This is a genomic window from Micromonospora sp. NPDC049559 (assembly GCF_040676675.1).
Lineage (GTDB): Bacteria > Actinomycetota > Actinomycetes > Mycobacteriales > Micromonosporaceae > JBFAPK01.
This window is the reverse complement of sequence record NZ_JBFAPK010000049.1, coordinates 27,517-52,279: the sequence shown is the minus strand read 5'-3', so window position 1 is coordinate 52,279 and position 24,763 is coordinate 27,517. Positions and strand designations below refer to the sequence as shown.

At 73.9% G+C, this 24,763-nt stretch carries 19 protein-coding genes and 1 pseudogene; 12 read left to right on the top strand and 8 right to left on the bottom strand.

Going from position 1 to position 24,763, the window contains the following annotated elements:
• Positions 1-1,983, top strand: coding sequence for a hypothetical protein (locus AB0J86_RS34750; RefSeq protein ID WP_363861940.1), 1,983 nt, complete (start codon positions 1-3; stop codon positions 1,981-1,983).
• A 193-nt stretch (positions 1,984-2,176) separates the two neighbouring features.
• Here the strand turns inward: AB0J86_RS34750 and lexA are convergent, their stop codons facing one another.
• A complete protein-coding gene (gene lexA / locus AB0J86_RS34745) occupies positions 2,177-2,956 on the bottom strand; it encodes a transcriptional repressor LexA (RefSeq protein ID WP_363861939.1) in 780 nt (259 codons plus the stop codon).
• Positions 2,957-3,596: 640 nt separating this feature from the next.
• Between lexA and nrdR the strand changes: the two genes are divergently transcribed.
• The 6 genes and pseudogenes from nrdR to AB0J86_RS34715 all read left to right on the top strand — a co-directional run bounded on the left by nrdR (position 3,597) and on the right by AB0J86_RS34715 (position 10,816).
• Positions 3,597-4,109 (top strand): transcriptional regulator NrdR, encoded by a 513-nt coding sequence (nrdR, locus tag AB0J86_RS34740; protein ID WP_363861938.1) that lies wholly within the window; start codon positions 3,597-3,599, stop codon positions 4,107-4,109.
• A 66-nt stretch (positions 4,110-4,175) separates the two neighbouring features.
• Positions 4,176-7,064, top strand: coding sequence for a vitamin B12-dependent ribonucleotide reductase (locus AB0J86_RS34735; RefSeq protein ID WP_363861937.1), 2,889 nt, complete (start codon positions 4,176-4,178; stop codon positions 7,062-7,064).
• A 217-nt stretch (positions 7,065-7,281) separates the two neighbouring features.
• Entirely contained in the window at positions 7,282-8,265 is a 984-nt protein-coding gene (locus tag AB0J86_RS34730) for a hypothetical protein (protein ID WP_363861936.1), read from the top strand.
• Positions 8,266-8,373: 108 nt separating this feature from the next.
• A pseudogene (locus AB0J86_RS34725) lies at positions 8,374-8,619 on the top strand (DUF5522 domain-containing protein); the annotation flags it as partial.
• Between the two features lie 128 nt (positions 8,620-8,747).
• Positions 8,748-10,100, top strand: a complete 1,353-nt coding sequence (lhgO, locus tag AB0J86_RS34720) for an L-2-hydroxyglutarate oxidase (RefSeq protein WP_363861935.1) — start codon at positions 8,748-8,750, stop codon at positions 10,098-10,100.
• 167 nt (positions 10,101-10,267) lie between these two features.
• Positions 10,268-10,816 (top strand): hypothetical protein, encoded by a 549-nt coding sequence (locus tag AB0J86_RS34715; RefSeq protein WP_363861934.1) that lies wholly within the window; start codon positions 10,268-10,270, stop codon positions 10,814-10,816.
• Here AB0J86_RS34715 and AB0J86_RS34710 read toward each other — a convergent pair.
• From AB0J86_RS34710 to AB0J86_RS34700, 3 genes are all read right to left on the bottom strand, one after another.
• Positions 10,813-11,382, bottom strand: coding sequence for a DUF4232 domain-containing protein (locus AB0J86_RS34710; protein WP_363861956.1), 570 nt, complete (start codon positions 11,380-11,382; stop codon positions 10,813-10,815). The two genes, AB0J86_RS34715 and AB0J86_RS34710, sit on opposite strands and share 4 nt — an antisense overlap.
• A 92-nt stretch (positions 11,383-11,474) precedes the next feature.
• Positions 11,475-12,548 carry an MBL fold metallo-hydrolase gene (locus tag AB0J86_RS34705; protein WP_363861933.1) on the bottom strand — a complete coding sequence of 358 codons (1,074 nt, stop codon included), beginning with the start codon at positions 12,546-12,548 and terminating at the stop codon, positions 11,475-11,477.
• A gap of 336 nt (positions 12,549-12,884) precedes the next feature.
• Positions 12,885-13,571, bottom strand: a complete 687-nt coding sequence (locus tag AB0J86_RS34700; protein WP_363861932.1) for a metal-dependent transcriptional regulator — start codon at positions 13,569-13,571, stop codon at positions 12,885-12,887.
• Positions 13,572-13,721: 150 nt separating this feature from the next.
• Between AB0J86_RS34700 and AB0J86_RS34695 the strand changes: the two genes are divergently transcribed.
• The 3 genes from AB0J86_RS34695 to AB0J86_RS34685 all read left to right on the top strand — a co-directional run bounded on the left by AB0J86_RS34695 (position 13,722) and on the right by AB0J86_RS34685 (position 18,421).
• A complete protein-coding gene (locus AB0J86_RS34695) occupies positions 13,722-14,573 on the top strand; it encodes a sulfurtransferase (RefSeq protein ID WP_363861931.1) in 852 nt (283 codons plus the stop codon).
• An 80-nt stretch (positions 14,574-14,653) separates the two neighbouring features.
• Positions 14,654-15,835 carry an acetoin utilization protein AcuC gene (locus tag AB0J86_RS34690; RefSeq protein WP_363861930.1) on the top strand — a complete coding sequence of 394 codons (1,182 nt, stop codon included), beginning with the start codon at positions 14,654-14,656 and terminating at the stop codon, positions 15,833-15,835.
• Between the two features lie 30 nt (positions 15,836-15,865).
• On the top strand, positions 15,866-18,421 hold the full coding sequence (locus AB0J86_RS34685) for a GNAT family N-acetyltransferase (protein WP_363861929.1): 2,556 nt from the start codon (positions 15,866-15,868) through the stop codon (positions 18,419-18,421).
• Positions 18,422-18,540: 119 nt separating this feature from the next.
• Here the strand turns inward: AB0J86_RS34685 and AB0J86_RS34680 are convergent, their stop codons facing one another.
• A complete protein-coding gene (locus tag AB0J86_RS34680; protein WP_363861928.1) occupies positions 18,541-19,839 on the bottom strand; it encodes an MFS transporter in 1,299 nt (432 codons plus the stop codon).
• A gap of 161 nt (positions 19,840-20,000) precedes the next feature.
• Here AB0J86_RS34680 and AB0J86_RS34675 point away from each other — a divergent pair, with 161 nt between their 5' ends.
• On the top strand, positions 20,001-20,501 hold the full coding sequence (locus AB0J86_RS34675; RefSeq protein WP_363861927.1) for a MarR family transcriptional regulator: 501 nt from the start codon (positions 20,001-20,003) through the stop codon (positions 20,499-20,501).
• Between the two features lie 96 nt (positions 20,502-20,597).
• On the opposite strand, the gene sigB is transcribed toward AB0J86_RS34675, so the two are convergent.
• Positions 20,598-21,635 carry an RNA polymerase sigma factor SigB gene (sigB, locus tag AB0J86_RS34670; protein ID WP_363861926.1) on the bottom strand — a complete coding sequence of 346 codons (1,038 nt, stop codon included), beginning with the start codon at positions 21,633-21,635 and terminating at the stop codon, positions 20,598-20,600.
• Positions 21,636-21,917: 282 nt separating this feature from the next.
• Between sigB and AB0J86_RS34665 the strand changes: the two genes are divergently transcribed.
• A complete protein-coding gene (locus tag AB0J86_RS34665; RefSeq protein WP_363861925.1) occupies positions 21,918-22,706 on the top strand; it encodes a sporulation protein in 789 nt (262 codons plus the stop codon).
• A gap of 68 nt (positions 22,707-22,774) precedes the next feature.
• On the opposite strand, the gene dtd is transcribed toward AB0J86_RS34665, so the two are convergent.
• Positions 22,775-23,248, bottom strand: a complete 474-nt coding sequence (gene dtd, locus AB0J86_RS34660) for a D-aminoacyl-tRNA deacylase (RefSeq protein ID WP_363861924.1) — start codon at positions 23,246-23,248, stop codon at positions 22,775-22,777.
• A gap of 4 nt (positions 23,249-23,252) precedes the next feature.
• A complete protein-coding gene (locus AB0J86_RS34655; RefSeq protein ID WP_363861923.1) occupies positions 23,253-24,737 on the bottom strand; it encodes a methyltransferase in 1,485 nt (494 codons plus the stop codon).
• Between the last annotated feature and the right edge of the window lie 26 nt (positions 24,738-24,763).

Here is a 24,763-nt window from a genome sequence, read left to right as displayed (position 1 = left end):
ATGTGGCCTGCGCTTACCACGGCCGCGGTGCTGTCCGGGCTGGTGGGTGCGGGGCTCGTGCCGGGTGCCGCCGCGATGGCGCCCGCGCTCGCGGGGCCCGCCGTGGAGGCCCGGGCCGCGCTCGCGGGGCCCGCCGTGGAAGCCCGGGCCGCGCTCACGGGGCCCGCCGCGTCCGGACCGGGCACGGCCGTCCTGGCGGCGCCGGCCCCCTCGGCGAGCGCCCCGGGGCCGGCGTCGGCGCCGCAGCGGGTCTGCCGGATCTCCGACGGTCGGCTGCGGGAACTCTCCGGGCTGGTGGCGACCGGCTCCGGCTACGTCGTCGTCAACGACGGCACCGAGATCGAGAGCCGGAAGCAGGTCTTCTTCCTCGACGGCCGGTGCGCCGTACGCAAGGCGGTGCCGTACAGCGGCGACGGGCCGTACGACACCGAGGACCTGGCGGTCTCGGCCGACGGCAGAACGCTCTGGATCGCCGACACCGGCGACAACATCACCAGCTCCCGGCACCGGACGAAGGTGGCGCTCTGGAGCATGCCGCTCGACGGCTCCCAGCGGCCGGTCCTGCACCGGTTGAGCTACCCGGACCGGGTGCCCCGCGACGCCGAGGCCCTGTTGCTCGCCGACGACGGCACGCCGGTGATCGTGACGAAGACGCTCGGCAAGGCCGAGGTGTTCGTACCCGGCGGGGCGCTTCGTACCAACAACGCCGATCCGGTGCCGATGAAGCGGGTCGGCGAGGTGACGTTACCGGCGTCGAGGACGGAGAACCCGCTCTCGGCGGCCGGTCGGGTGGCGGTCACGGGCGCGGCGCGGTCGCCGGACGGGAAGCGGGTGGTGCTGCGTACGTACGCCGACGCCTTCGAATGGGACGTTCCGGACGGAGATCTCGTTCGGGCATTGACCACCGGTACGCCCCGCGCGACGCCGCTGGCCGATCCGTTCGGAGAGGCGATCGCCTACAGCGGGGACGGTAGTAGATTCCTGACCGTCTCGGACGCGGGTAGCCTAGGTGACTCCGCCGAGGTGTCGATTTTGAGTTACACCCCGACGGTGGCGGCCACCCCGGAGGTGGCCGAGCCCGCCGCGAAGACCAGCGACGCCAGATCGTGGAGCGACAAGTTGTCCCTTGAGAACAGGATCTACCTGATCACCGCCGTGGTGGGGTTCTGCGGCGCGCTGCTGGTCGGGTTCGGCATCTTCGGCATCGTGCGAGCCCGGAAGCGGGCCGCCGAGGATGGTGGGGAACCTGGCGGTCGGCGCGGGTCGAAGCCCGGGCGTGACGAGGAGCCGATGCTCGCCTCGGTGGGCCCGGACGGCTACGACGGGTACGGCGACGGCGGCGGCCGGGGCGACTATCCCCAGCAGCCCGGGCGCGGGTCCCGCCAGGGCGGTGTCTACGGCGGCCCGAACGGCGGCGGCGTGTACGGCGGCGGCCCCACGGGCGGCGGCGTCTATGGCGGCGGCCCCGCGGGCGGTGGCGGCGTGTACGGCGGCGGCGGCCGGGCCGGTGGCCCCGGTGGGCAGGGCGCTCCGGGTGGGCCGGGCGGGCCCGGCGGTGGCGTCTACGGCGGCGGCCCCGGTGGCGGCGGCCGGCAGGGCGGCTCCGGCGGTGGTGGCGGCGTCTACGGCGGCGGCCGGGCCGGTGGCCCCGGTGGGCCGGGTGCTCCCGGCGGGCAGGGTGGCCAGGGCGGCCCCGGCGGACGGGGCGGGCCGGGTGGTCCCGGTGGTGGCGTCTACGGCGGCGGCCGGCCGGCGGGTCCGGCGGGCGATGGCGGCGGCTACGGCGGCCCACCGGGCGGGCGCCAGGGCGGCCACGGCGGCGGCGGGTACCGCGGCGGGCCGGAGCAGCCGGGCGGCGGCTACGGACCGGACCAGCGCGGTGGTGGCCGGCGCCGCCCCGACCGGGACCAGGAGCGCGGCGGGTACGGACCGGCGCAGGGCTACCCGGGCGGTGGCTACCAGGACGACGGCGGCTACCGCTGACGGCCTCACCGGGCACGCCGGCGGCGGCACGCTGAGGCCGGGTTCCGGACCGGCGCGCCGAGACCGGGGGCGTCTGAGACCGGGGGCGTCTGAGACCGGGGCGGTCTGCCCGCCCACGGTCCGCCTCCCGGGTGTTCACAGCCGATCCTCGGACGTCCGCTCCCCGCGCACCGGGGAGCGGACGGAGCGGGCGTCAGATGCGGCGCAGGACGGCCACGACGCGGCCCATGATGGTCGCGTCGTCGCCCGGGATCGGGTCGAACGCCGGATTCTGCGGCATCAGCCAGACGTGCCCGTCGCGGCGGCGGTAGGTCTTCACCGTCGCCTCGCCGTCGAGCATGGCCGCGACGATCTCGCCCGAGTTGGCGGTCGGCTGCTGCCGGACGACCACCCAGTCACCGTCACAGATCGCCGCCTCCAGCATCGAGTCGCCCTTGACCTGGAGCATGAAGACCTCGCCCTCCCCGACCAGCTCGCGGGGGAGCGGGAAGACGTCCTCGACCGCCTGTTCGGCGAGGATCGGACCGCCCGCGGCGATCCGGCCCAGCAGCGGTACGTAGGCCGGGGCGGGGCGCTGGGCCCGGGTGGACTCGTCGTCGACCAGGTCGCTCGGGGGGCGTACGTCCACCGCGCGCGGCCGGTTCGGGTCGCGCCGCAGGTAGCCCTTCCGCTCCAGCTCCTTGAGCTGGTACGCCACGCTCGACGGGGAGACCAGCCCGACGGCCTCGCCGATCTCGCGCACGCTCGGCGGGTAGCCGTAGCGCTCCACCCAGTCGCGGATGAACTCCAGGATGCGGCGCTGCCGGGCGGTCAGCTCGGCGGTCACCAGGTCCGGAAACGTGCTCACCACCGAGGTGACGGCGCGCAGGGCCGGCTCCGCGCTGCGAGTCCGGGCCGCCCCGCGACGGCGGCCCGCCGTGGCGTCGCTCTCCTGCGCGGGCTGCTGCCGGCTCGTCCGGTCGTCGGTCGACACGTCCGTCCTCCTGGTCGGCGTAGGGTGCCTGGTCGGCACTGGTGCGGTGGGGCACACACACGATGCGTCTGTTCCCGATGTCCGGCCCTGGCGTCTCGGGCCCACCTCGGTTGTTCACGACCGTATAGGCGGGTTAGGACATTTTCAAACATCTGTACGACGTGATCTCGGCGTGTCGCGCCCTTGAACTCGACATCCGTACGCCAGTTCTGATAAACCATCGTACGCCGCAGCACTCGAACAGGCGTACGAGCGTGCTGGTGGGGACTGGTGGGGAGGAGTGCGCGGTGTGCCCCGGGTGTCTCGACCGGCGCCCCGGTCGGCGTTCGGGCCGGCGTTCCGGTCACCGTTCGGACCCGCCTCGCGGCGGCCGGTAACCACGGGTCACCCGGTGGTGTTGGTTGGATGACACACCCACCGCGACAGGCCCGTTCAGCTTGACCTAGGCTGTCGGGCGGAATACGGTCGACCCCAACATCTAGTAGTGACAAGGGTGTAAGTTGGCCACAGGTTGGGGTCAACTACCAACGGTTCCCGTACCGCCCGTACCGGCGGCGGTCACCCAGCGGTGACTGCGCCGGGCCTGTGGCGTGCCCGGGAGCACGTGGGTCGGACCCGGTCGAAGGAGAGGAGGACGGCGATGCGGTGCCCGTACTGCCGCCACCCCGATTCCCGGGTCGTCGACTCGCGCGAGGCGGACGACGGTCAGCTGATCCGGCGGCGGCGCTCGTGTCCCGAGTGCGGCAAGCGGTTCACCACCGTCGAGGAGGCGGTGCTCGCCGTCGTCAAGCGCAGCGGCGTGACCGAGCCGTTCAGCCGTACGAAGATCATCGGCGGGGTTCGGAAGGCGTGCCAGGGGCGCCCGGTCGACGAGGACTCCATCGCGCTCCTCGCCCAGCGGGTGGAGGAGACGGTGCGCGCCAAGGGCGCGGCCGAGATCCCGAGTCACGACGTGGGCCTGGCGATCCTCGGCCCGCTGCGGGAGCTGGACGAGGTGGCGTACCTCCGTTTCGCCAGCGTCTACCGCTCGTTCGACTCCTTGGCGGACTTCGAACGGGAGATCGAGTCGCTGCGCGCCGCGGCGGCCGCGAAGGCGCAGGCCCAGGCCGCGCCCACCGCGCCCGCCCAGCCGGCCGGCGAACGTACCAGCTAGTTCTTCTTTTTCAGCACGGAGATGGGCCGCGGCGGGCTGCCGTGTGCCGGTGAGGGGGCGGATGAGATGGCGGGGGAGAGCGTGACAGGAAGCAAGGCACGGACCCGGACCACCACGGGGCTCAAGGTGGAGCGGGTCTGGACGAGGGAGGGCGTCCACCCGTACGACGAGGTGACGTGGGAACGCCGGGACGTCGTGATGACGAACTGGCGGGACGGCTCGGTCAACTTCGAGCAGCGCGGCGTGGAGTTCCCGGAGTCGTGGAGCGTCAACGCGGCGAACATCGTCACCACCAAGTACTTCCGGGGCGCGGTCGGTACTCCGGAGCGCGAGTGGTCGCTCAAGCAGCTGATCGACCGGGTGGTCGGCACGTACCGGCGCGCCGGCGAGGAGCACGGTTACTTCGCCACCCCGGCCGACGCCGAGATCTTCGAGCACGAGCTGACCTGGATGCTGCTGCACCAGGTGTTCAGCTTCAACTCGCCGGTCTGGTTCAACGTCGGCACGGCCTCGCCGCAGCAGGTGAGCGCGTGCTTCATCCTCTCCGTCGACGACTCGATGGACTCGATCCTCGACTGGTACAAGGAAGAGGGTCTGATTTTCAAGGGCGGTTCCGGCTCCGGCGTGAACCTCTCCCGGATCCGCTCCTCGAAGGAGCTGCTCTCCAGCGGCGGTACCGCCTCCGGGCCGGTCAGCTTCATGCGCGGCGCCGACGCCAGCGCCGGGACGATCAAGTCCGGTGGCGCCACCCGCCGGGCCGCCAAGATGGTCATCCTCGACGTGGACCACCCGGACATCGAGGAGTTCGTGATCACCAAGGCGCGCGAGGAGCACAAGATCCGCGCGCTGCGGGACGCCGGCTTCGACATGGACCTCGGCGGCGCCGACATCGTCAGCGTGCAGTACCAGAACGCCAACAACTCGGTCCGCGTCTCCGACGAGTTCATGCGCGCGGTCGAGAACGGCGGCACCTTCGACCTGCGCGGCCGGCTCGACGGCGCGGTGATCGAGACGATCGACGCCAAGAAGCTCTTCCGTACCATCGCCCAGGCCGCCTGGGAGTGCGCCGACCCGGGCCTGCAGTACGACGACACGATCAACGACTGGCACACCAGCCCCGAGACCGGCCGGATCACCGCGTCCAACCCGTGCTCGGAGTACCTGCACCTGGACAACTCCTCGTGCAACCTGGCGTCGCTGAACCTGATGAAGTTCCTCCGCGCCGACGGCGGCTTCGAGGTCGAGAAGTTCGTCCGCTCGGTGGAGTTCGTCATCACGGCGATGGACATCTCGATCTGCTTCGCCGACTTCCCGACCGAGAAGATCGGCGAGACCACCCGGGCCTACCGGCAGCTCGGCATCGGGTACGCCAACCTCGGCGCGCTGCTGATGGCCTCCGGCCTGCCGTACGACTCGGAGCAGGGCCGGTCCGTCGCCGCCGCGATCACCTCGCTGATGACCGGCACGGCGTACCGCCGCTCGGCCGAGCTGGCCGGTGTCGTCGGGGCGTTCGAGGGCTACGCCCGCAACGCCGAACCGCACAAGCGGGTGATGCGCAAGCACGCCGCCGCCAACGACGAGATCCGCCCGTCCGGCGCGGTCGCCACCGAGATCGTCCGCGAGGCGACCCGGCAGTGGCAGCTCGGCAACAAGATCGGTGAGAAGTCCGGCTGGCGCAACGCCCAGGCCTCGGTCCTCGCGCCGACCGGCACCATCGGCCTGATGATGGACTGCGACACCACCGGGGTCGAGCCCGACCTCGCGCTGGTCAAGTTCAAGAAGCTGGTCGGCGGCGGCTCGATGCAGATCGTCAACCAGACCGTGCCGCGCGCGCTGCGCAGCCTCGGCTACCCCGAGGAGCAGGTCGAGGCGATCGTCGAGCACATCTCCGAGCACGGCCACGTGGTCGACGCGCCCGGCCTCAAGCCCGAGCACTACGCGGTCTTCGACTGCGCCATGGGCGAGCGCTCGATCGCCCCGATGGGGCACGTCCGGATGATGGCGGCGGTGCAGCCGTTCATCTCGGGCGGCATCTCCAAGACGGTGAACATGCCGGAGTCGGCAACCGTCGAGGACGTCGAGGAGATCTACTTCGAGGGCTGGCGGCTCGGCCTCAAGGCCCTGGCGATCTACCGCGACAACTGCAAGGTCGGGCAGCCGCTCTCGGCCGCGAAGACGGGCAAGGCCGCCGAGCCGGCCGCGGTCGAGGCGGAGAAGGCGGTCGAGAAGGTCGTCGAGTACCGTCCGGTGCGCAAGCGGCTGCCGAAGAAGCGGCCGTCGGAGACCGTCTCGTTCTCGGTCGGCGGGGCGGAAGGCTACCTCACCGCGTCGTCGTACCCGGACGACGGGCTCGGCGAGGTCTTCCTGAAGATGTCGAAGCAGGGCTCGACGCTGGCCGGCGTGATGGACGCCTTCTCGGTCGCCATCTCGATCGGCCTGCAGTACGGCGTGCCGCTGGAGACGTACGTCAGCAAGTTCACCAACATGCGCTTCGAGCCGGCGGGCATGACCGACGACCCGGACGTGCGCATGGCGGCCTCGGTGATGGACTACATCTTCCGCCGGCTGGCACTGGACTTCCTGCCGTACGAGCGCCGCGCCGAGCTGGGCATCTTCACCGCCAAGGAGCGGGCCGCCCAGCTGCGGGCCGAGGCGGAGGCGGAGAGCGGCGTGGACCTGACCGCGATGGCCTCCTCCGCGCCGGTGGAGAGCCGGTCGGAGAGCGAGGCGACCGGCGGTTCGGACGCGCCGGCCGCGACCGGTACGTCCGCCGGCCCGGACCGGGCCGCGGCCAAGCCGGTGACCGTCCAGGTCGGCTCCTCCACCGAGCTGCTGGAGGCGGTGCTGGGCAAGGCGGCCGACGCCCCGCTCTGCTTCACCTGCGGCACGAAGATGCGCCCGGCGGGCAGCTGCTACGTCTGCGAGGGCTGCGGCTCGACCTCGGGTTGCAGCTGAGCACGTACGGCGGCGTCTGATCGCCGAAGCCGAGGGGTGACGCGGGCCGGCGTCGCGACCGTCACGGTCGCGGCGCCGGCCCGCTCCTGTGCGCGGGCTGTGACGGGACAGGACCTCTCCGACGGTCTCCCGCACACTCGCCGACATGGATCGGATCGCGCGGGGGACAGCGGGTCGGGGGAGACGGGGGTCGGACGCGGTCGCGTCGGCGCCGGGCGTGGGAACGGGTTGGCGCCGGCTGCGCCGGTGGGCGGGGTACGGCGCGGCGCTGAGCATGTCGTGCTACGTGGTCGTCAAGCTCGTCTGGGTGATCGTGGCCCTGTTCCGGCCGGCCCCGGAGGGCTTCGGCACGACGGGATGGCTGCTGCTGAACGGCGTCACCCTCGTGATGGCGGGGACGGGGATCGCGCTGGGTCTGGCGCTGGCCCAGCCGTGGGGACGCCGGCTGCCCGCCGTACCCGTGGTCCTCTTCTCCTGGGTCGGCGCCGGTTTCCTGGTGCCGATGCTCCCGTACCTCGCGCTCCAGACCGCCCTCGCGGCGCTCGGCGTCGGTACGGGCGGCGGGGACGACGGCGCGGACGCGGCCCCGGGGTGGGAGAGCGCCCTGATCTCCATCGGCTTCGCGGGCATGGCACTGGGGCTTGCCGTGGGTCTGCCGGTCTACTTCCGCGAGCGTTGGCCGGGGGCCTTCCTCGGCCGGCTCGCCGAGGCGCCCGCCGCCGCGTCACCGCTGGTCACGTCGCCGCTGGTCACGGCGGTGGCCGTGGTGGCCGTGGTCGGGGCCGTCGGACTCGGCGCGCTCTGGTGCTACTGGGGCCTGGGCGGGACGCTGGGGCTCGATCCGGCCCGTCGCGCTGCTTGGGATCTCAACGGGCGGCTGCTGAACACGAGCGCGGGGCTGTGGGCGCTGCTCGGTGCGGTGAGCGTGGCGGCGCTGATCCGTGGCCGACCGGCCCGGATCCGGCGGTGGGTACCGCTGGTGCTGGCCTTCGGGGCCTCGGGCGCCCTGTTCGCGTGGAGCGGCTGGAAGCTGCCCATGGTGATCCTCGGACCGGGCGGTTTCGTCACCGCCGAGTACCCGATGCTGGCGGTGGCCGAGCACAGCCTGGCCATCGGCGTCGGCCTGGCGCTCCTGGCTGCCGTCGTGCGCGGGGTGCGGCCGGCGGAAGCGGAGGGCTACCGGCTCCGCGAATCGGACTGAACGCTCACCCCGACGGCTAAGCCGGGCCGCTCGGGTCGCGCCGGCCGATCCCACCGCGCGGCGCGCTGGCCCGTCGGGGCGCGGGCCGGGTGGCGTAGGGTCGGCCGCGTGGACGGTGAGCGGGGACGGCGGCTGCCGCTGGCGCCCCGCCCGCTGGACCAGCCACACCCCTCCCGGCTGCCGCCCGACGACCCGGACCGCGAGCGGATCCTCGCCGCCCACTCCGCCGCCCTCGCCGCCGGGGACGCCGGCTACCCGGATCCGCGTACGGGCCTGTTCGTGCTGACCGCCGGCTTCCTGGCCCGGCGCGGCACCTGCTGCGGTCGTGGCTGCCGGCACTGCCCGTACGTCGACACGGATCCGCACGGCGACGGTGACGCGTCGAGCGACTTCGGCCCGTCGAGCGACTTCGGCCCGTCGGATGCCGCCGCGCCGGGCGCGCCGGCCGACGGAGCCGCGTCCGGCGGGTAGCGTCTGCGGCCATGACGCGGTACGTCGTGATCGGCGGTGGCATCGTCGGGCTCGCCACCGCGTACCGGATCACGCTGGACCGGCCGGACGCCGAGGTGACGGTGCTGGAGAAGGAGCCGCGACTGGCGGCCCACCAGACCGGGCACAACTCGGGCGTCATCCACGCCGGGGTCTACTACCGGCCGGGGAGCCTCAAGGCCCGACTCTGCCGCGCCGGCAACCGCTCCATGGTGGACTTCTGCCGGGAGAACGGCGTGCCGGTACGGGTCTGCGGCAAGCTCATCGTCGCCATCGACGAGCCGGAACTGCCCCGGCTGCGGGCGCTGTACGAACGGGCGGTGGCGAACGGCCTGCCGGCCCGGCTCGTCGGCGCCGCAGAGGCGCGCGAGTACGAGCCGGCGGCGCGCTGCCTCGCGGCCCTGCACGTGGCGAGCACGGGCATCGTGGACTTCACCGCCGTCTGCGCGGCGTTGGCCCGGTTGGCGCGTGACGCCGGCGCGTCGGTACGGCTCGGCACGCGGGTCACGGGGATCGAGGTACGCGGCGGCGAGCAGATCGTCCACACGGAGGGGTACCCGCCGGGTGCTGGCGCGCCCGGGGACGGCGTCCGCCCGGCGGAGGCCGGTAGCTCCGGTCCCGGCGGTGTGAGCGGGCCGGGCGGCGGTGTGAGCGGGCCGGGCGGCGGTGTGAGCGGGCCGGGCGGCGGTGTGAGCGGGCCGGGCGGCGGTGTGAGCGGGCCGGGCGAGGTCGTCGCCGACGTGCTGGTCAACTGTGCCGGGCTGCACGCCGACCGGGTGGCCCGGCTCGCCGGCGTGATCCCGCCCGCGCGGATCGTGCCGTTCCGGGGCGAGTACTACGAGCTGCGCCCGGGGCGCCGGGACCTGGTCCGCGGGCTGATCTACCCGGTACCCGACCCGCGGCTGCCGTTCCTCGGGGTGCACCTGACCCGGATGATCGACGGTACCGTCCACGCCGGCCCGAACGCGGTGCTGGCGCTGGCCCGGGAGGGGTACTCGTGGGCCAGTATCGACCCGCGTGACCTGGCCGAACTCGCCGGCTATCCGGGCCTGTGGCGGCTGGCCCGCCGGCACCTGCGGCACGGCGTGACCGAGGTACGCCGCTCGCTGTCGCGCCGCCGGTTCGCGGTCAGCCTGGCCCGGCTCGTGCCCGAGCTGACCGGCGACGACATCGCCCCCACCCACTCGGGCGTACGGGCCCAGGCGGTCGCCCCGGACGGATCCCTCGTGGACGATTTCCTGGTGGTGCGCGGCGAGCGCCAGGTGCACGTGCTCAACGCGCCGTCCCCGGCCGCGACCAGCTCGCTGGAGATCGCCCGGCACATCGTGGCGGGACTTCCACACTGACCCACCCCCGTGATCAGGCCGAATCCGGGTCGACCGGACGGCGGCGGGAGTTTTGCCGGCGGAGCCCGCCCGAACCCGGGGGACCGGCCTACCGGCGGACGCCCCGACCCCGTACGGTGTCCGACGGACTCCTCGGCCGAGCCGGCCGGGGCTAGCGGGAGGTGGCTGTGCGAGCGCGGCTCTGTCTCATCGGCGCGAGCCTGCTGGTGCTCGCCGGTTGTGCACAGGACCCGGCGGCGGACCGGCCCGTCCTCGGCCCGCCGGAGGCGGTGGAACTGCCCGCCGCGTCGGCCGGCGGCGCCTGCGCGGCGCTGGACTTCGCGGTGGTCGAGCAGGCCACCGGCGCGCGGTTCGACGTCTCCGCGGCGAGCCAGGTGCGGCAGACGCACACCTGCGTGCTGCGCTCGCAGGAGACGACCCAGCCCGAACTGGCCCTCTCGGTCACCCGTAGCTCGTCGGACGCCCAGGGCTTCAAGACCGACATGGTGCCGCAGGGCGCCAAGGCGGTGAGCGGGCTGGGCAAGGCCGCGTACCGGCAGACCTCCGCGCCGGCCCGGGGCGCCGGGCCGGCGGTCGAGGTCGGCTGGCTCAGCAACGACGGGCGGCTGGTCATCATGCGGTACACGTTCCCGGCCGACCAGAACCCGGACGACGCGGACGCGTTCGCCGAGAAGCTCGTCGAGCTGGCCAAGAAGCTCGACGTCCGGAAGGTCTAGCTCCGCAGGGACCAGGCGTTGACCGCGAGCCGGCCGGTGTTGCCGAGGTCGATCCCACCGCGTACGGCAACGAGCTGGGCGGGCTCTCCCGCGGCGGGCGTGACCTCCAGGTAGCTGCCCTCGGCGGCGGGAGCGGTCGAGTCCGTCACGGTGTTGCGCCACAGCACCCGCGCCCTGGCGCTCTCCCCGGCCGCCAGCGTCAGCGGCACCGGCGGGGTGTCCCAGCCGTCGGGCGCGCTGACGGGAGAGGAGCCGTTTCCGACGGTGACCGGGAGGGGCTTCCGGTCGGCGTCCAGGACGCGTACCGACGGAAAGCCCTGCACCCGGTAGGTGGCGCCGCCGCAGTTGGTGAGCTGGATGCCGAGCGCCCGTAGGCCGCCGGCGCCGTCGACCTCGCCGGCGGTGACGGTGACACCGGACGCGGGGCAGGTCGCCGTGGCCGTCGTCGTCGGCGGCACCGGCTTGGGCAGCGGCTCGACACCGTCGCAGCCGCCGAGCAGCGCCGCCGCGCCGAGCAGCAGCCCGAGCCGGCGGGTGGTCGACAGATCTGCCTTCTTCGGGGCCATGGTCACGAGCCTTCCATTCGATCTTTTCAAGGGTTCACGCAGGTCGCCGCCGCGGCCGGGGTGCGGTGGCGCACCCCGGCCGCGGCGGTCGGCTAGAAGTTGATCGGCTCCAGGTGACGGGGCTCGATCACCTGCGTGCTCAGCCGCAGCGCCGAGATGGTCGCCCTGAGCTGCTCCACCGGGGCCCGGTTGACCGTGTCGGGCAGCTTCGGTGAGTCGTACCCGGTGATCATGTCGTCGTTGTGCACCGGGATCACGTACCGGGGGCCGCCGAGGACGGTGAGCAGGCGCTCCAGGTACCGGTTGACCGAGCTGAAGTCGGTCATCGAGATCGCCACCACGTCCGGGCGGAGCCCGGCCAGCTCGCGCTCGACGAAGTTGGTACCGCCGAACATGAGGATCTTGATGCGGTCCGGCACCGTCACCTGGTACGCGAGCGTGCCCCCCTCGACCAGCTCGGAGACCTTGGTCGGCGGGGGCGGCGGGGCGACCCGCAGCCCCGGGTAGCCGTAGCCGTACCCCTTGGACTGGCTGTGCAGGCTCCGGACGACCTGGACCTGGTACGGGCCGAACGTGAGGTCCTCGCCGCCGCTGACGGTGATGAAGTTCGCCAGCCGCTGCTCGGACACGCCCATCGCCGTGAGCAGGTTCCGCTGCGTCTCGCCACCCATCGTGCGGATCACCGCGTCGCCCCAGCCCGGTCGGCCGAGCAGTTGCGGTACGTCGCTCAGGTGGTCCCAGTGGCCGTGGCTGACCATGATGAGTTCCGGTGGGCCGGCGAGCCGGCCGGTGGCGAGCAGCGTGGTGACCACCGTCGGGTCCGGCCGCAGCGCGCCGCCCTCGGCCGTGTAGTCGAACCGGCTCACGTACGGGTCGAAGTACAGGATCCGACCGTCGATGTTCAGCTCCCAGCCGGCGACGCCGAGCCAGCGCATCGACACACCGGCCCGCCCGGCGGGGCGTACCGTCGCCGCGGCCCGCGCCGCGGGCACGGCCGCCGAGGCGGCGGGTGCGATCCCGGCGATGCCAGTGGCGGCGACGCCGCCGACCGCCGCGGCACGGAGCAGTCCGCGCCGGTTGAGCCCCTGCTGGGCGCCGGGCTGCCCGGGTGCTGCACAGCTCTCACACATGGTGCTTGTCCTCCCGTTGGTGACGAACCCGCTCATCGAAGCAACGGAGGCCGCCCCCGGGCCAACACCAAGATCGGCACCTCGCGATATCGAATCCGATATCACCCCAGCTCACACCCACGCCAACGCCCGCCCCGGCTCGCCGCCAACGCCGGCCCCGGCTCGCCGATGAAGGAGTTGTGGTCGTCAAGAAGTCGACATAAGGAGCAAAATTCCGGCCACAAACTCCATGATCGCCGAGCCGAGCCGAGCCGAGCCGGAGCCGAGCCAGGCCGGGGGCAGAGCCGAGCCGGGCCGGGCGGGCGGGCGAGAAGAAACGGCCAGCTCCCCCGGGGGAACTGGCCGTTCGGTGGTACTCGGGTCTGTGCCGGGTCAGCCGGCGGCGACGAAGACGCGGGAGGCGACCTCGCGGGGCAGCCGGATCTTGTCGCCCGAGCGGTTGATCGTCACCCCGTCCCGCTCCTGCGCCACGGTGACCGTGGCGCCCGGGTCGACCCCGGCGGCGTGCAACTGCCGTAGGACGTCGCTGTTCTTCTGGACGCTCTCGCAGATGCGGCGCACCACGACGGGGCCGGTGAGGCCGGGGAAGGCCAGGTTGCGCTCGCTGCCCGGATCGGTGGGCTGCGGTTCGGCGTCGCCGAGCGCCTCCAGCCCCGGGATCGGGTTGCCGTACGGCGAGCGGGTGGGGCGGTTGAGCAGGTCGTAGACCCGCTTCTCCACCGCGTCGCTCATCACGTGCTCCCAGCGGCAGGCCTCGTCGTGGGCCTCCTCGTAGGGCAGGCCGATCACGTTGACCAGCAGGAGTTCCGCGAGGCGGTGCTTGCGCATGACCGAGATGGCGGCGAGCCGGCCGCTCGGGGTGAGCGACAGGTGACGGTCGCCCTCGACAGTCAGGAGCCCGTCGCGCTCCATCCGCGCCACCGTCTGGCTGACGGTGGGGCCGCTCTGGCTCAACCGCTCGGCGATCCGGGCCCGCAGCGGCGGGACACCCTCCTCTTCCAGTTCGAGGATGGTGCGGAGGTACATCTCGGTGGTATCGACTAGGTCATTCACGATCAACACCCTCCCCCGAAGACGTACCGGTGCTCGGTGGTATCGACAAGCTTGTTCACGTCAGCCGCCCTCCAGGATGTCGATGCTACCTCGACGGACCGACATCATCCGTCAGCCGAACTGTGGTTGGCCTGCGGGATGGTGTTGACTGGCGGCATGCCGCGCAATGGTGATCTTGTTGTCGACGTCACCGGTCTCGCCGACGAGTTGGCCTCCGACCGGCCGCCCACCCTCCTCGACGTGCGGTGGAGCCTCGGCGGTCCGCCCGGGCGCGAGGACTATGACGCCGGTCATGTCCCGGGGGCCGTCTTCGTCGACCTCGACCGCGACCTCTGCGGGCCGCCCGGCCCCGGCGGGCGGCACCCGCTGCCGGATCCCGAGTCGCTGCAGCGCGCGCTGCGCGCGGCCGGGGTACGCCGGGACCACCCGGTGGTCGTCTACGACGGCGGCTCCGGCCTCTCCGCGTCCCGCGCCTGGTGGACCCTGCGCTGGGCCGGCCACCGCCCGGTCCGGGTCCTCGACGGGGGCTACCCGGCCTGGCTGGCGAGCGGGCGGCCGGTGAGCACGTCCGCGCCCGCCCCCGCGCCCGGCGACATCGTGGTGCGCCCGGGATCGCTGCCCGTGCTGGACGCCGCCGGGGCCGCGAAGCTCGCCGCCGGCGACGGCGTGCTCGTCGACGTCCGGGCCGCGGCGCGCTACCGGGGCGAGACCGAGCCGATCGACCCCGTGGCCGGGCACATCCCGGGCGCGGTGAACCTGCCGATCACCGAGCAGCTCGATCCGGACGGGCGCTTCCTCGCCGCGGACCGGCTCCGGTCGCGGTTCGCGCTGGCCGGCGTCGAGCCGGGGGTACCGGTCGGGGCGTACTGCGGTTCGGGGGTGACCGCCGCGCAGGCGGTACTCGCGCTGCACCTGGCCGGCCGGACCGACGCCGCCCTGTATGTCGGATCCTGGAGCGAGTGGGTGACCGACACGACCCGGCCGGTTGCCCGGGCCGAGCGGGGCTGACCTGCGGCGGGTGCGGAGCGGGTACCCGGGTGCACCGCCCGTGCTCCGCGTACGGGCCGGACCCGTGCGACGATGGCGCCATGTCGGACGACACTCTGGTGGTGTGGGACGAGGCCCTGCTGGCGTACGACCTGGGTGAGCATCCGCTCGACCCGGTACGGGTGGAGTTGACCATCGCGCTCGCCCGCCAGTACGGCATCCTCGGCCGGCCCGGGGTACGCCTGCTCGCCCCCGAACCGGCCGACGACGAGGCGCTGGCCCGGGTGCACCGCCCCGACTACCTCGACGCCGTCCGCGCCGCACCGGACGACCCGTTCTTCTCCGGCTACGGCCTCGGTACCTCCGACAACCCGATCTTCCCGGGGATGCACGAGTCCAGCGCGCTGGTCGCGGGCGCCAGCCTCGCCGCCGCCGAGGCGGTCTGGCGGGGCGAGGTGCGGCGCGCGGTCAACATCGCCGGGGGACTGCACCACGCCATGCCGGGCCGGGCGGCCGGCTTCTGCGTCTACAACGACCCGGCCGTGGCCATCGCCCGGCTGCTCGACCTCGGCGCCGAGCGGGTCGCCTACGTGGACGTCGACGTGCACCACGGCGACGGCGTGCAGGAGATCTTCTACACCGATCCCCGGGTGCTCACCATCAGCCTGCACGAGACGCCGCTGGCGCTCTTCCCGGGCACCGGCTTCTCCGACGAGACCGGCGGGCCGGGCGCCGAGGGGAGCGCGGTGAACGTGCCGCTGCCGCCCGGTACCGCCGACGCCGGGTGGCTGCGCGCCTTCCACGCGGTCGTCCCGTCGGTGCTGCGGGCGTTCCGGCCGCAGGTGCTCGTCACCCAGTGCGGCGCGGACAGCCACCGGCTCGACCCCCTGGCCGACCTGCGCCTGTCGGTGGACGGGCAGCGGGCCAGCTACCTGGCGCTGCGGGCGCTCGCCGACGAGCTCTGCGAGGGACGCTGGGTCGCCACCGGCGGCGGCGGGTACGCCCTGGTCGAGGTGGTGCCCCGGGCGTGGACGCACCTGCTCGCCATCGCCACCGGGGAGCCGGTCGACCCGGCCGCGCTGACCCCGCCGGACTGGCGTGACCTGGCCAAGCAGCGCCGGCCGCAGCGCGAGGTGCCGCTGCGGATGACCGACGACGCCGACCCGTCGTACGAGCCGTGGCAGCCGACCGGCGAGCCGGACGCGGTGGACCGGGCGATCACCGCCACCCGCCGGGCCGTCTTCCCGCTGCACGGGCTCGACCCGCACGACCCGCGGGACTGACCCGTACCGCCCGAGGTGGGAGGCGCACCCGTGGACCGTTCCGCGGACGTCCTGCTCAGCGACGGTACGACCGTCCAACTGCGACCGATCCGCCCGGCGGACGCGCCGGCGATCGTGGCGATGCACGCGCGCTTCTCCGAGCGCACCCGCTACCTGCGCTACTTCTCCCCGTACCCGCGGATTCCCGAGCGGGACCTGCGCCGCTTCGTCACCGTCGACCACCGCGACCGGGAGGCGTTCGTGGCGGTCGCGGCGGACCGGATCCTGGCCGTCGGCCGGTACGAGCGCCTCGGGCCGGGCGCGCCCGAGGCCGAGGTGGCGTTCGTCGTCGAGGACGCCCACCAGGGCCGGGGCATCGGGTCGGTGCTGCTGGAACACCTCGCCGCCGCCGCGCGGCAGGAGGGGATCGACCGCTTCGTCGCCGAGGTGCTGCCGGCCAACGCGGCGATGCTGCGGGTCTTCGCCGACTTCGGCTACCGGGTCCAGCGCCGGTACGCCGACGGTGTGGTCCACCTCAGCTTCCCGATCGCGCCCACCGAGGAGTCGATCGAGGTGCAGCACGGCCGGGAGCAGCGGACCGAGGCGCGCTCGATCGCCCGGCTGCTCGCCCCGCGCGGGGTAGCCGTCTACGGGGCCAGCGCCACCGGCCAGGGCGTCGGGGCGGCGCTCCTCGGTCACCTGCGCGACGGCGGGTTCACCGGCGCCGTCGTGCCGGTACACCCGTACGCCGGCCGGGTCGCCGGGCTCGACGCGTACCCGTCGGCGGCCGACGCGGGCGCGCCGGTGGATCTCGCCGTCATCGCCGTACCGGCCGACACCGTCGCCGAGGCGGTCGCCGACGCCGCGCGCGCCGGGGCGCACGGCCTCGTGGTGGTCTCGTCCGGGTTCGCCGAGGCGGGCGCGGCGGGGGCCGAGGCGCAGCGGGAACTGCTCCGGCTGGCGCGCGCGGCGGGGATGCGGCTGGTCGGGCCGAACTGTCTCGGCGTGGCCAACACCGACCCGGCGGTACGCCTCAACGCCACCCTCGCCCCGCGCCTGCCGGCGCCCGGCCGGGTCGGCTTCTTCAGCCAGTCCGGGGCGTTCGGGGTGGCGCTGCTGGCCGAGGCGGAACGGCGCGGGCTCGGCCTGTCCAGCTTCGTCTCGGCCGGCAACCGGGCCGACGTCTCCGGCAACGACCTGTTGCAGTACTGGCAGGACGATCCGGGCACCGACGCGATCCTGCTCTACCTGGAGACGTTCGGCAATCCCCGCAAGTTCGCCCGGTTGGCCCGCCGGATCGGCCGGACCAAGCCGGTGGTGGCGGTCGCCTCGCCGGTACGTCCGACCGGGCTGGGCGGAGACGCGCCGGGCCCGGACGCCGCCGCGGTGGCCGCGCTCTTCGCCCACTCCGGTGTGATCCGGGTCGACACGGTGGCGGAGCTCTTCGACGTCGGCCTGTTGCTAGCGAACCAGCCGCTGCCGGCCGGGGACCGGGTCGGGGTGGTCGGCAACTCCTCGGCGCTGGCCGGGCTGGCCGCGCGCGCCTGCCGCGACTACGGGCTCACGGTCGCGTCCGGCTATCCCGCCGAGGTCGGGCCGGCGGCCGGCGCGGGGGAGTTCGCCTCCGCGCTGGCCGCCGCCGCGGCCGACGACCGGGTCGACGCGCTGGTGGTGGTCTTCGCGCCGCCGCTGCCGGGTCAGCTGCCCGACCGCCCGGACGACTTCGGCGCCGCGCTGGCCGGCGTGGCGCTCGCCGGCGACAAGCCGACGGTGACCACCTTCCTCGCGGGCCGGCTGCCGGCCGGGGTCCCCTCCTACCCGTCCGCGGAGGAGGCGGTCCGGGCGCTGGCCCGGGTGGTCGGCTACGCCGGTTGGCTGCGCCGGGCACCGGGCGGGCTGCCCGAACTGCCGGGGATCGACCCGGCGGCGGCCGAGGTGGCGCTGGCCGATCCGGGGCCGGAGCTGGCCGAGCGGCTGCTCCGCGCGTACGGCGTGCCGGTCGTTCCCGAGCTCCGGGCCGGTTCCGCCGGCGAGGCCGCCGACGCCGCGCGCGAGCTGGGGTTCCCGGTGGCGCTCAAGTCGGCCCGGCCGGGGGTGCGGCACCGGCTCGACCTCGGGGCGGTGCGGCTGGACCTGACCGGCGAGGCGGCGGTGCGCCGGGCGTACACCGAGGTCGCCGAGGGGTTCGGCACGGAGGTACTGGTGCAGCCGATGGTGGCGCCGGGGGTCTCCTGCGTGGTGGAGCTGGTGGAGGATCCGGCCTTCGGGCCGGTGGTCGGGTTCGGGCTGGGCGGGGTGGTGACCGAGCTGCTCGGCGACCGGGCGTGGCGGGCGGCGCCGCTCACCGACCGGGACGCGGCGGCGCTGGTCGACGAGCCGCGCGCCGCGCCGCTGCTCCGGGGCCACCAGGGCGCGGTACCGGTGGACCGATCCGCCCTGGCCGACCTGCTGCTGCGGGTGGGCCGGCTGGCCGACGAGCACCCCGACGTCCGCGAGCTGCGGCTCAACCCGGTGCTCGCCCGGCCCGACGGCTTTTCGGTGCTGCACGCGAGCGTCCGGCTGGGCGCGCCGGCCGTCCGCCCGGACACCGGTCCGCGCCGCCTCTGACCGCCCGGTTCCCGGGGCACCCGCCCGGTTCCCGGCGCGCCGCGTCGCGTGTCCGGGGCCGCGTGCGGCGGCACCGCCTACCGTGCCGCGTGCGGCGGCACCGCGTACCGCGCTTCGCCTCACCGCGCCGCGGCGGTCTCGGCGGGCTCGGGCCCGGCGGTCGCGGCGGCCGACCCGGGCTCGCCGGTCGCGGGGGCCGGCGCGGGCGCGGCGCCCAACCTGCGTACGCCGGGAACGGCGGCGGTACCGGCGGTGCAGACGAGCACCAGTACGGCCGCGAGCAGCAGCGGCACGGCGTTGCCGAAGGCCGCGGCGGTGGGGGCGGCCACCGCGTACCCGAGGGGCATCGCCCCGAAGGAGAGCAGCATGTCGTAGGAGCTGACCCGGGAGAGCCGGTCCGCCGGGATGTGCTGCTGCACGGCGGTGTCCCAGACGGGATTGAGGAAGCCGAGCCCGGCCAGCGCGAGCGCGTAGCCGACCAGCAGGGCGGGTGCGGGCGCGGCGGCGGCGAGCAGGGCGAGCGGCAGAGCGTAGAGCGAGAGTGCGAGGTTGGCGGCCAGGACCGGCCGCGCGATCCGCAGGCGGAACCGGCCGGTGCCGCCGGTCCGGACGGCCAGCAGGGAACCGGCGAGCAGTCCGAGCGCTCCGGCCTGCAGCGTCGCCACCCAGACGGCCTCCCCGCCGAGCTGCCGTACGGCGATCAACGGCCCGAGGGTGAGCAGTACGGCCGATGCCAGGTTCCAGGCCGCGTGGCCGATCAGACTGGTCCAGAGCCAGTCGTGCCGGCGCAGTTCACTCCAGCCCGCCACGAGATCCCGGTGTACCGGCCGGCGCGCGGCGGCCGGCAGCGCGGCGATCCGGACGGCGAGCAGCGCGAGGGCGCTGACCACGAAGGTGGCGGCGTCGAGGACGAAGGCCCAGCCGGGACCGATGGTGAGGATCAGCGCTCCGGCGGCGCCGGGACCGAGCACCCGCGCCGCGCTGGTGGAGATGCCGAGCAGGCCGTTGGCGCGGGCTCGCCCGGTCGCCGGCACGGTCGCGGCGATCAGCGCCGATCTGGTCGGCAGCGCGAACGCCGACGCCGCGCCGCTGATCACGCCGGCGACCGCCAGGTCGGTCAGCCGGAAGACGCCGCCGACCAGTTCGAGGCCGACGGCCAGCTGCACGGCGGCGCGTACCCAGTCGGCGACCAGGGCGACCCGCCGTGGCTGCCAGCGATCGGCGAGCACCCCGCCGAGCGGGAGCAGGAGCAGTCGCGGTACGGCGGCGCAGCCCAGGACGAGGGCGAGCGCGCCGGCCGAGCCGGTGGCCCGTACGACGGCCAGGGCCAGGGCGGCCGGCACCAGGAAGTCGCCGAACATGGAGAGGGTGTAGCCGAGCCAGAAGAGCCGGAAGTTCCGTTCCGGGGATGCGCGCATGCCGGCATAGTATTTCGGTACCGAAAAATTTGGCAACGAAATGATCCTCCCCCCGCCTCGACGCGCGCCCAACGAAGCGGTGCGGGCCGAGCGACGCGCCGAGCGGTGCGGGCCGAGCGGCGTGGGCCACAGCCGGAGCGGTGGGCGGGCACACTTGACCGGTGACCGACGTAGGCGACAGGGTTGACGAGCACATCGCGCAGTGGCGGCGGGTACTGCCCGACCTCGACCCGGACGTCGAGGGCGCGGTCACCCGGATGCACTACCTGGTGAAGCACCTGAGCCGGGTCAAGCAGGCCCAGTTGGCCGAGCACGGGCTGCAGAACTTCGAGTACGAGACGCTGCACGCGCTCGCCCGCCGCGGCCGGCCGTACCGGGCCGGGCCCTCGGAACTCGCCACCGACCTGCGGGTCTCCCCGGCCACCATGACCGGCCGGCTGGACGCGATGGAGCAGCGGGGCTTCCTGCGCCGGCAGCCGTCCCCCGACGACCGGCGGAAGGTGATCGTCCAGCTCACCGAGCGCGGTCACCGGGTCTGGCGCGGCGCCATCGACGGGCTGGGCGACGAGGAACACCGGATCATGGCAGCCCTCAGCGGTGACGAGCGCCACCAGCTCGCCGGACTGCTGCGACGGCTGCTCGTCGAGGCCGACGCCGGCTGAAGGGCGGCGGGCGGCGGTACCGCCTCCGCGCGGAAACGCCGAGCCCCTCGGACGTCCGGTGGGACGTCGAGGGGCTCGGCGTAGGAAGCGGGCGGGTCAGCTGGCGTACGCCTCCAGCCGCTCGGCGCGGGACGGGTGGCGGAGCTTGAGCAGGGTCACCTTCTCGATCTGGCGGATCCGCTCCCGGGAGAGGCCGAACTCCCGGCCCACCTCGTCGAGCGTGCGCTGCCGGCCGTCGTCGAGGCCGAAGCGCAGCCGGATCACCGCCTGCTCCCGCTGGGAGAGGGTGGCGAGGACGATCTCGACCTCGTTGCGGAGCTGGCCCTGGGTGGCGGCGTCGCCGGGCTCGTCCCGTGGGTCGACCGCCGCCACGAAGTCACCGAGTGCGCTCTCCCCGTCCTCGCCGACGGCCTGGTCCAGGCTCACCGGCTCCCGGTCGTACGAGATCAGCTCGATCACCTGAAACTCCGGTACGTCCATCGCCTTGGCGATCTCGGCGATGCTGGGCTCCCGCCCGAGGGCGGTGGCGAGGTCGCGGCGGGCGCGGACCATGCGGTTCACCTGCTCGACCATGTGTACCGGGATGCGGATGGTGCGGGCCTGGTCGGCCATGGCGCGGGTGATGGCCTGGCGGATCCACCAGGTGGCGTAGGTGGAGAACTTGTAGCCCTTGGTGTAGTCGAACTTCTCGACGGCGCGGATGAGGCCGAGGTTGCCTTCCTGGATCAGGTCGAGGAAGGCCATGCCGCGACCGGTGTACCGCTTGGCGATGCTCACCACCAGCCGCAGGTTCGCCTCCAGGAGGTGGTCCTTCGCGGCCCGGCCCTGCGTCGCGACGATCGCGAGATCCGCGCGGAGTTCGACGGGAAGGATGGCCTCGGATTCGGCGAGCTTCTCCTCGGCGTAGAGCCCGGCCTCGATCCGCTTGGCCAACTCCACCTCCTGGACCGCGGTCAGCAGCTTGGTGCGACCGATGCCGTTGAGGTAGGCCCGGACCAGGTCCGCCGAGACGCCGCGCTCGTCGGTCGCGTCGAGGTCAACCAGGTTCTCGGTGTTGCCCTCCGCCTGCGCGTCGATATCCGATCCAGCCGTGGCGGCCGGCACGTGCTCATCCTTCACGATCTTCAGGACCATCTCAGTCGCCTCCCCGCGTCGACTGCCTTTCCCAAGGCCGATTGGCGTTGGTGGAAACAGCTTGGCCGGTGGGGCGTGAAGCGGAGGTGAGGAGACGTTCGAGTGGCATGAATCTGGTACCACGACGACGCGCCATCGCGGCACCTCACGGCATTTGTCCATAATGTCGAGGACGGCGGGCCGATTCGGGACGCCCGGCGCGCTTGTCGGTGCTGGCTACCGTGCCACCCAGCGGCGAACGACAGCGGCGATCGGACCGACGGCACGTCGAGGGAGAGCATCGTGGTCTTCAAGCGCATCATGCGAGCGATGGGTGTCGGCGGTCCGTCGGTGGACACCGTGCTGGCCAACCCGAACTGCCGCCCCGGCGGTCAGCTGGAGGGCCAGGTGCACGTGGTCGGCGGCGACCACCCGGTCGACATCGAGTACGTCGCGCTCGGGCTGGTGACCCGCGTCGAGGTGGAGAGCGGCGACAGCGAGTACGACACCACGCAGGAGTTCCACCGCACCCGGGTCACCGGCGCGTTCCACCTCGACAGCGGCCAGCGGCACAGCATCCCGTTCCGGGTCGAGGTCCCCTGGGAGACGCCGATCACCGAGCTGTACGGCCAGCACCTGCACGGCATGACCATGGGCCTGCGTACCGAGCTGGAGGTGGCCCGCTCCGTCGACAAGGGGGACCTCGACGCGGTGGCGGTACACCCGCTGCCGGCCCAGGAGCAGGTGCTCGACGCGCTGCTGCGGCTCGGTTTCCGCTTCTCCCGCGCGGACGTCGAGCGGGGCCACATCTACGGCGTACAGCAGCGGCTGCCGTTCTACCAGGAGATCGAGTTCTATCCCGCGCCGCAGTACGCCCGCGCGCTCAACCAGCTCGAACTGACCTTCGTCGCCACCCCGCACCACCTCCAGGTGGTACTGGAGATCGACAAGCGGGGCGGCCTCTTCACCGAGGGACGGGACGCGTTCGGCCGCTTCACGGTCGACTACGCGGACGTCGCGCGGACGGACTGGGCCGCGCGGCTCGACGGGTGGCTGCGCGAGTCGGTCCAGCGGCGCGGCCTCTTCTTCTGACCCGCCCGGGTTCCCTCCGGCGCCCGCGCCGCCAGCCCGGTCCGGCTGGCGGCACCCGGCGCCGGGGCTCAGAGGTCGAGGATGATCGTCCGCGGTCCGACGTTGACGCTCTCCACCAGCATGTGGGTCCGGAACCGGCCGGTCTCCACCTTCGCCCCGCGCGAGCGCAGCGCCTCGACGAACGCGGTCACCAGCGGCTCGGCGACCTCCGCCGGTGCCGCCGCCTGCCAGGTCGGGCGCCGCCCCTTGCGCGCGTCGCCGTAGAGCGTGAACTGGCTGACCACCAGGATCGGCGCGCCGAGGTCGGCGGCCGAGCGCTCGCCCCGCGGCGTCTCCCCACCCTGCGGTTCCTCCTCGCCCGGGTCGGGCCGCGGGTCGAGGATGCGCAGCTCGTGCACCTTGCGGGCCATCGTCTGCGCGGTCAGGTCGGTGTCGGCGTGGGTCACCCCGAGCAGCACCAGCAGCCCGTCGGAGATCTCGCCCACCACGACGCCGTCCACCGTCACACTGGCCCGGCTGACCGTCTGTACCACCGCGCGCACGGCGTCAGCCCGCCACCGGAGTGACCAGGCCGCGCTCGACCAGGTGCGCGATGATCGGCCCGGCCGCCTCGGCGAGGTCCGCCTCCGGTACCTCGTGCGCGATGGCGAGCAGGGCCAGCTGCTCGCGCAGCGGCACCCGGCCGTCGCAGCCGCCGACCAGCGCCAGCACCAGCGGGTCCACCTCCTCGGTCCAGCGCAGGCCCCGGGGCATCGCCAGCACCTGCCGGTCGACCGCCCAGCCCTGCTCGCCCATGGTCGCCTCCTGCCGCAGCTGCAGCCCGTCGGCGGCGCGGTACCGGGCGGCGAGCAGCCCGTCGGTGTCCCGGCCCCGGAGCCAGTCCTGCCGGTCGAACCAGGCGGCGATCTGCTCGCCCATCGGCGGCTGTACCGACTGGCGCAGGTCCTCGACGCGTACCAGGGGATCGTCGTGGCCGCCCCGGCGCAGGTTGATGATCCCGAAGCCGATCGCCTCGACCTTGTGCGTGTCGAACCAGTCCAGCCAGGCGGCCACCCGCTGCGGGTCGGCCGCCTCGCTGGCGTCGGCGAGCCACAGGTCGACGTACGCGGTGGGATCGGCGACCTCGCGCTGGATCACCCAGGCGTCCAGCCCGGTACCGGCGAACCAGCCGGCCACCCGGTCGCCCCAGTCCTCGCCCGCGATGTGTACCCAGTTGGCCAGGTACTGCATCGTGCCGCCCTCGGCCAGCAGCCCGGTCGCGGCGCCGGCCAGCTCGACGGCGATCGCGTCGCCGACCCGCCCCGAGTCGCGGTAGCTGTGCGTGGTGGTGCCGGGCCCGACCACGAACGGCGGGTTGCTCACCACGAGGTCGAACCGCCGTCCGGCGACCGGCGCGGTCAGGTCGCCCCGGAGCAGTTCCCAGCGTTGGCCGTTGAGCGCGGCGGTGGTGGCGGCGAAGCGCAGCGAGCGGTCGGAGAGGTCGGTGGCGGTGACCGAGTCGGCGTGCGTGGCCAGGTGCAGCGCCTGGACGCCGCTGCCGGTACCGAGGTCGAGGGCGGTGCCGACCGGCCGGCGGATGGTGGCCCCGACCAGCGTGGTGGAGGCGCCGCCGATGCCGAGCACGTGGTCGGAGCGGAGCGGTTGGCCGGGCCGGGCGCTGGCCGGCACGTCGGAGAGGACCCACCAGGCGTCCCCGTACGGTTCGAGGTCGACGCCCTGGCGCAGCCCGTCGCCGTACCGCTCGACCAGCCCGGCGGCGAGCGCCTCGGCCAGCGGCAGCGGGGCCAGCGCGGCGGTGACCGCGGCCTCCGGCTCCGTCTGACCGCAGACGAAGAGCCGGATCAGCGTGGCGAGCGGATCACGTTCCTCGGTCGCGCGCAGCGCGGCCCGGAAGTCGTTGCGGGTGAGTCCGCTGGTCGCGGCCGAGCCGAGCCGCTCGGCGATGCCGCTCGACGTGTAGCCGGCGCCGGTCAGCGCGGCGCGCAGCTGCTCGACGCCGGCCGGCGACAGGAGCATGTCGTGTTCGTCCACGCTGACATCTTGCCTGTCCCGACCAC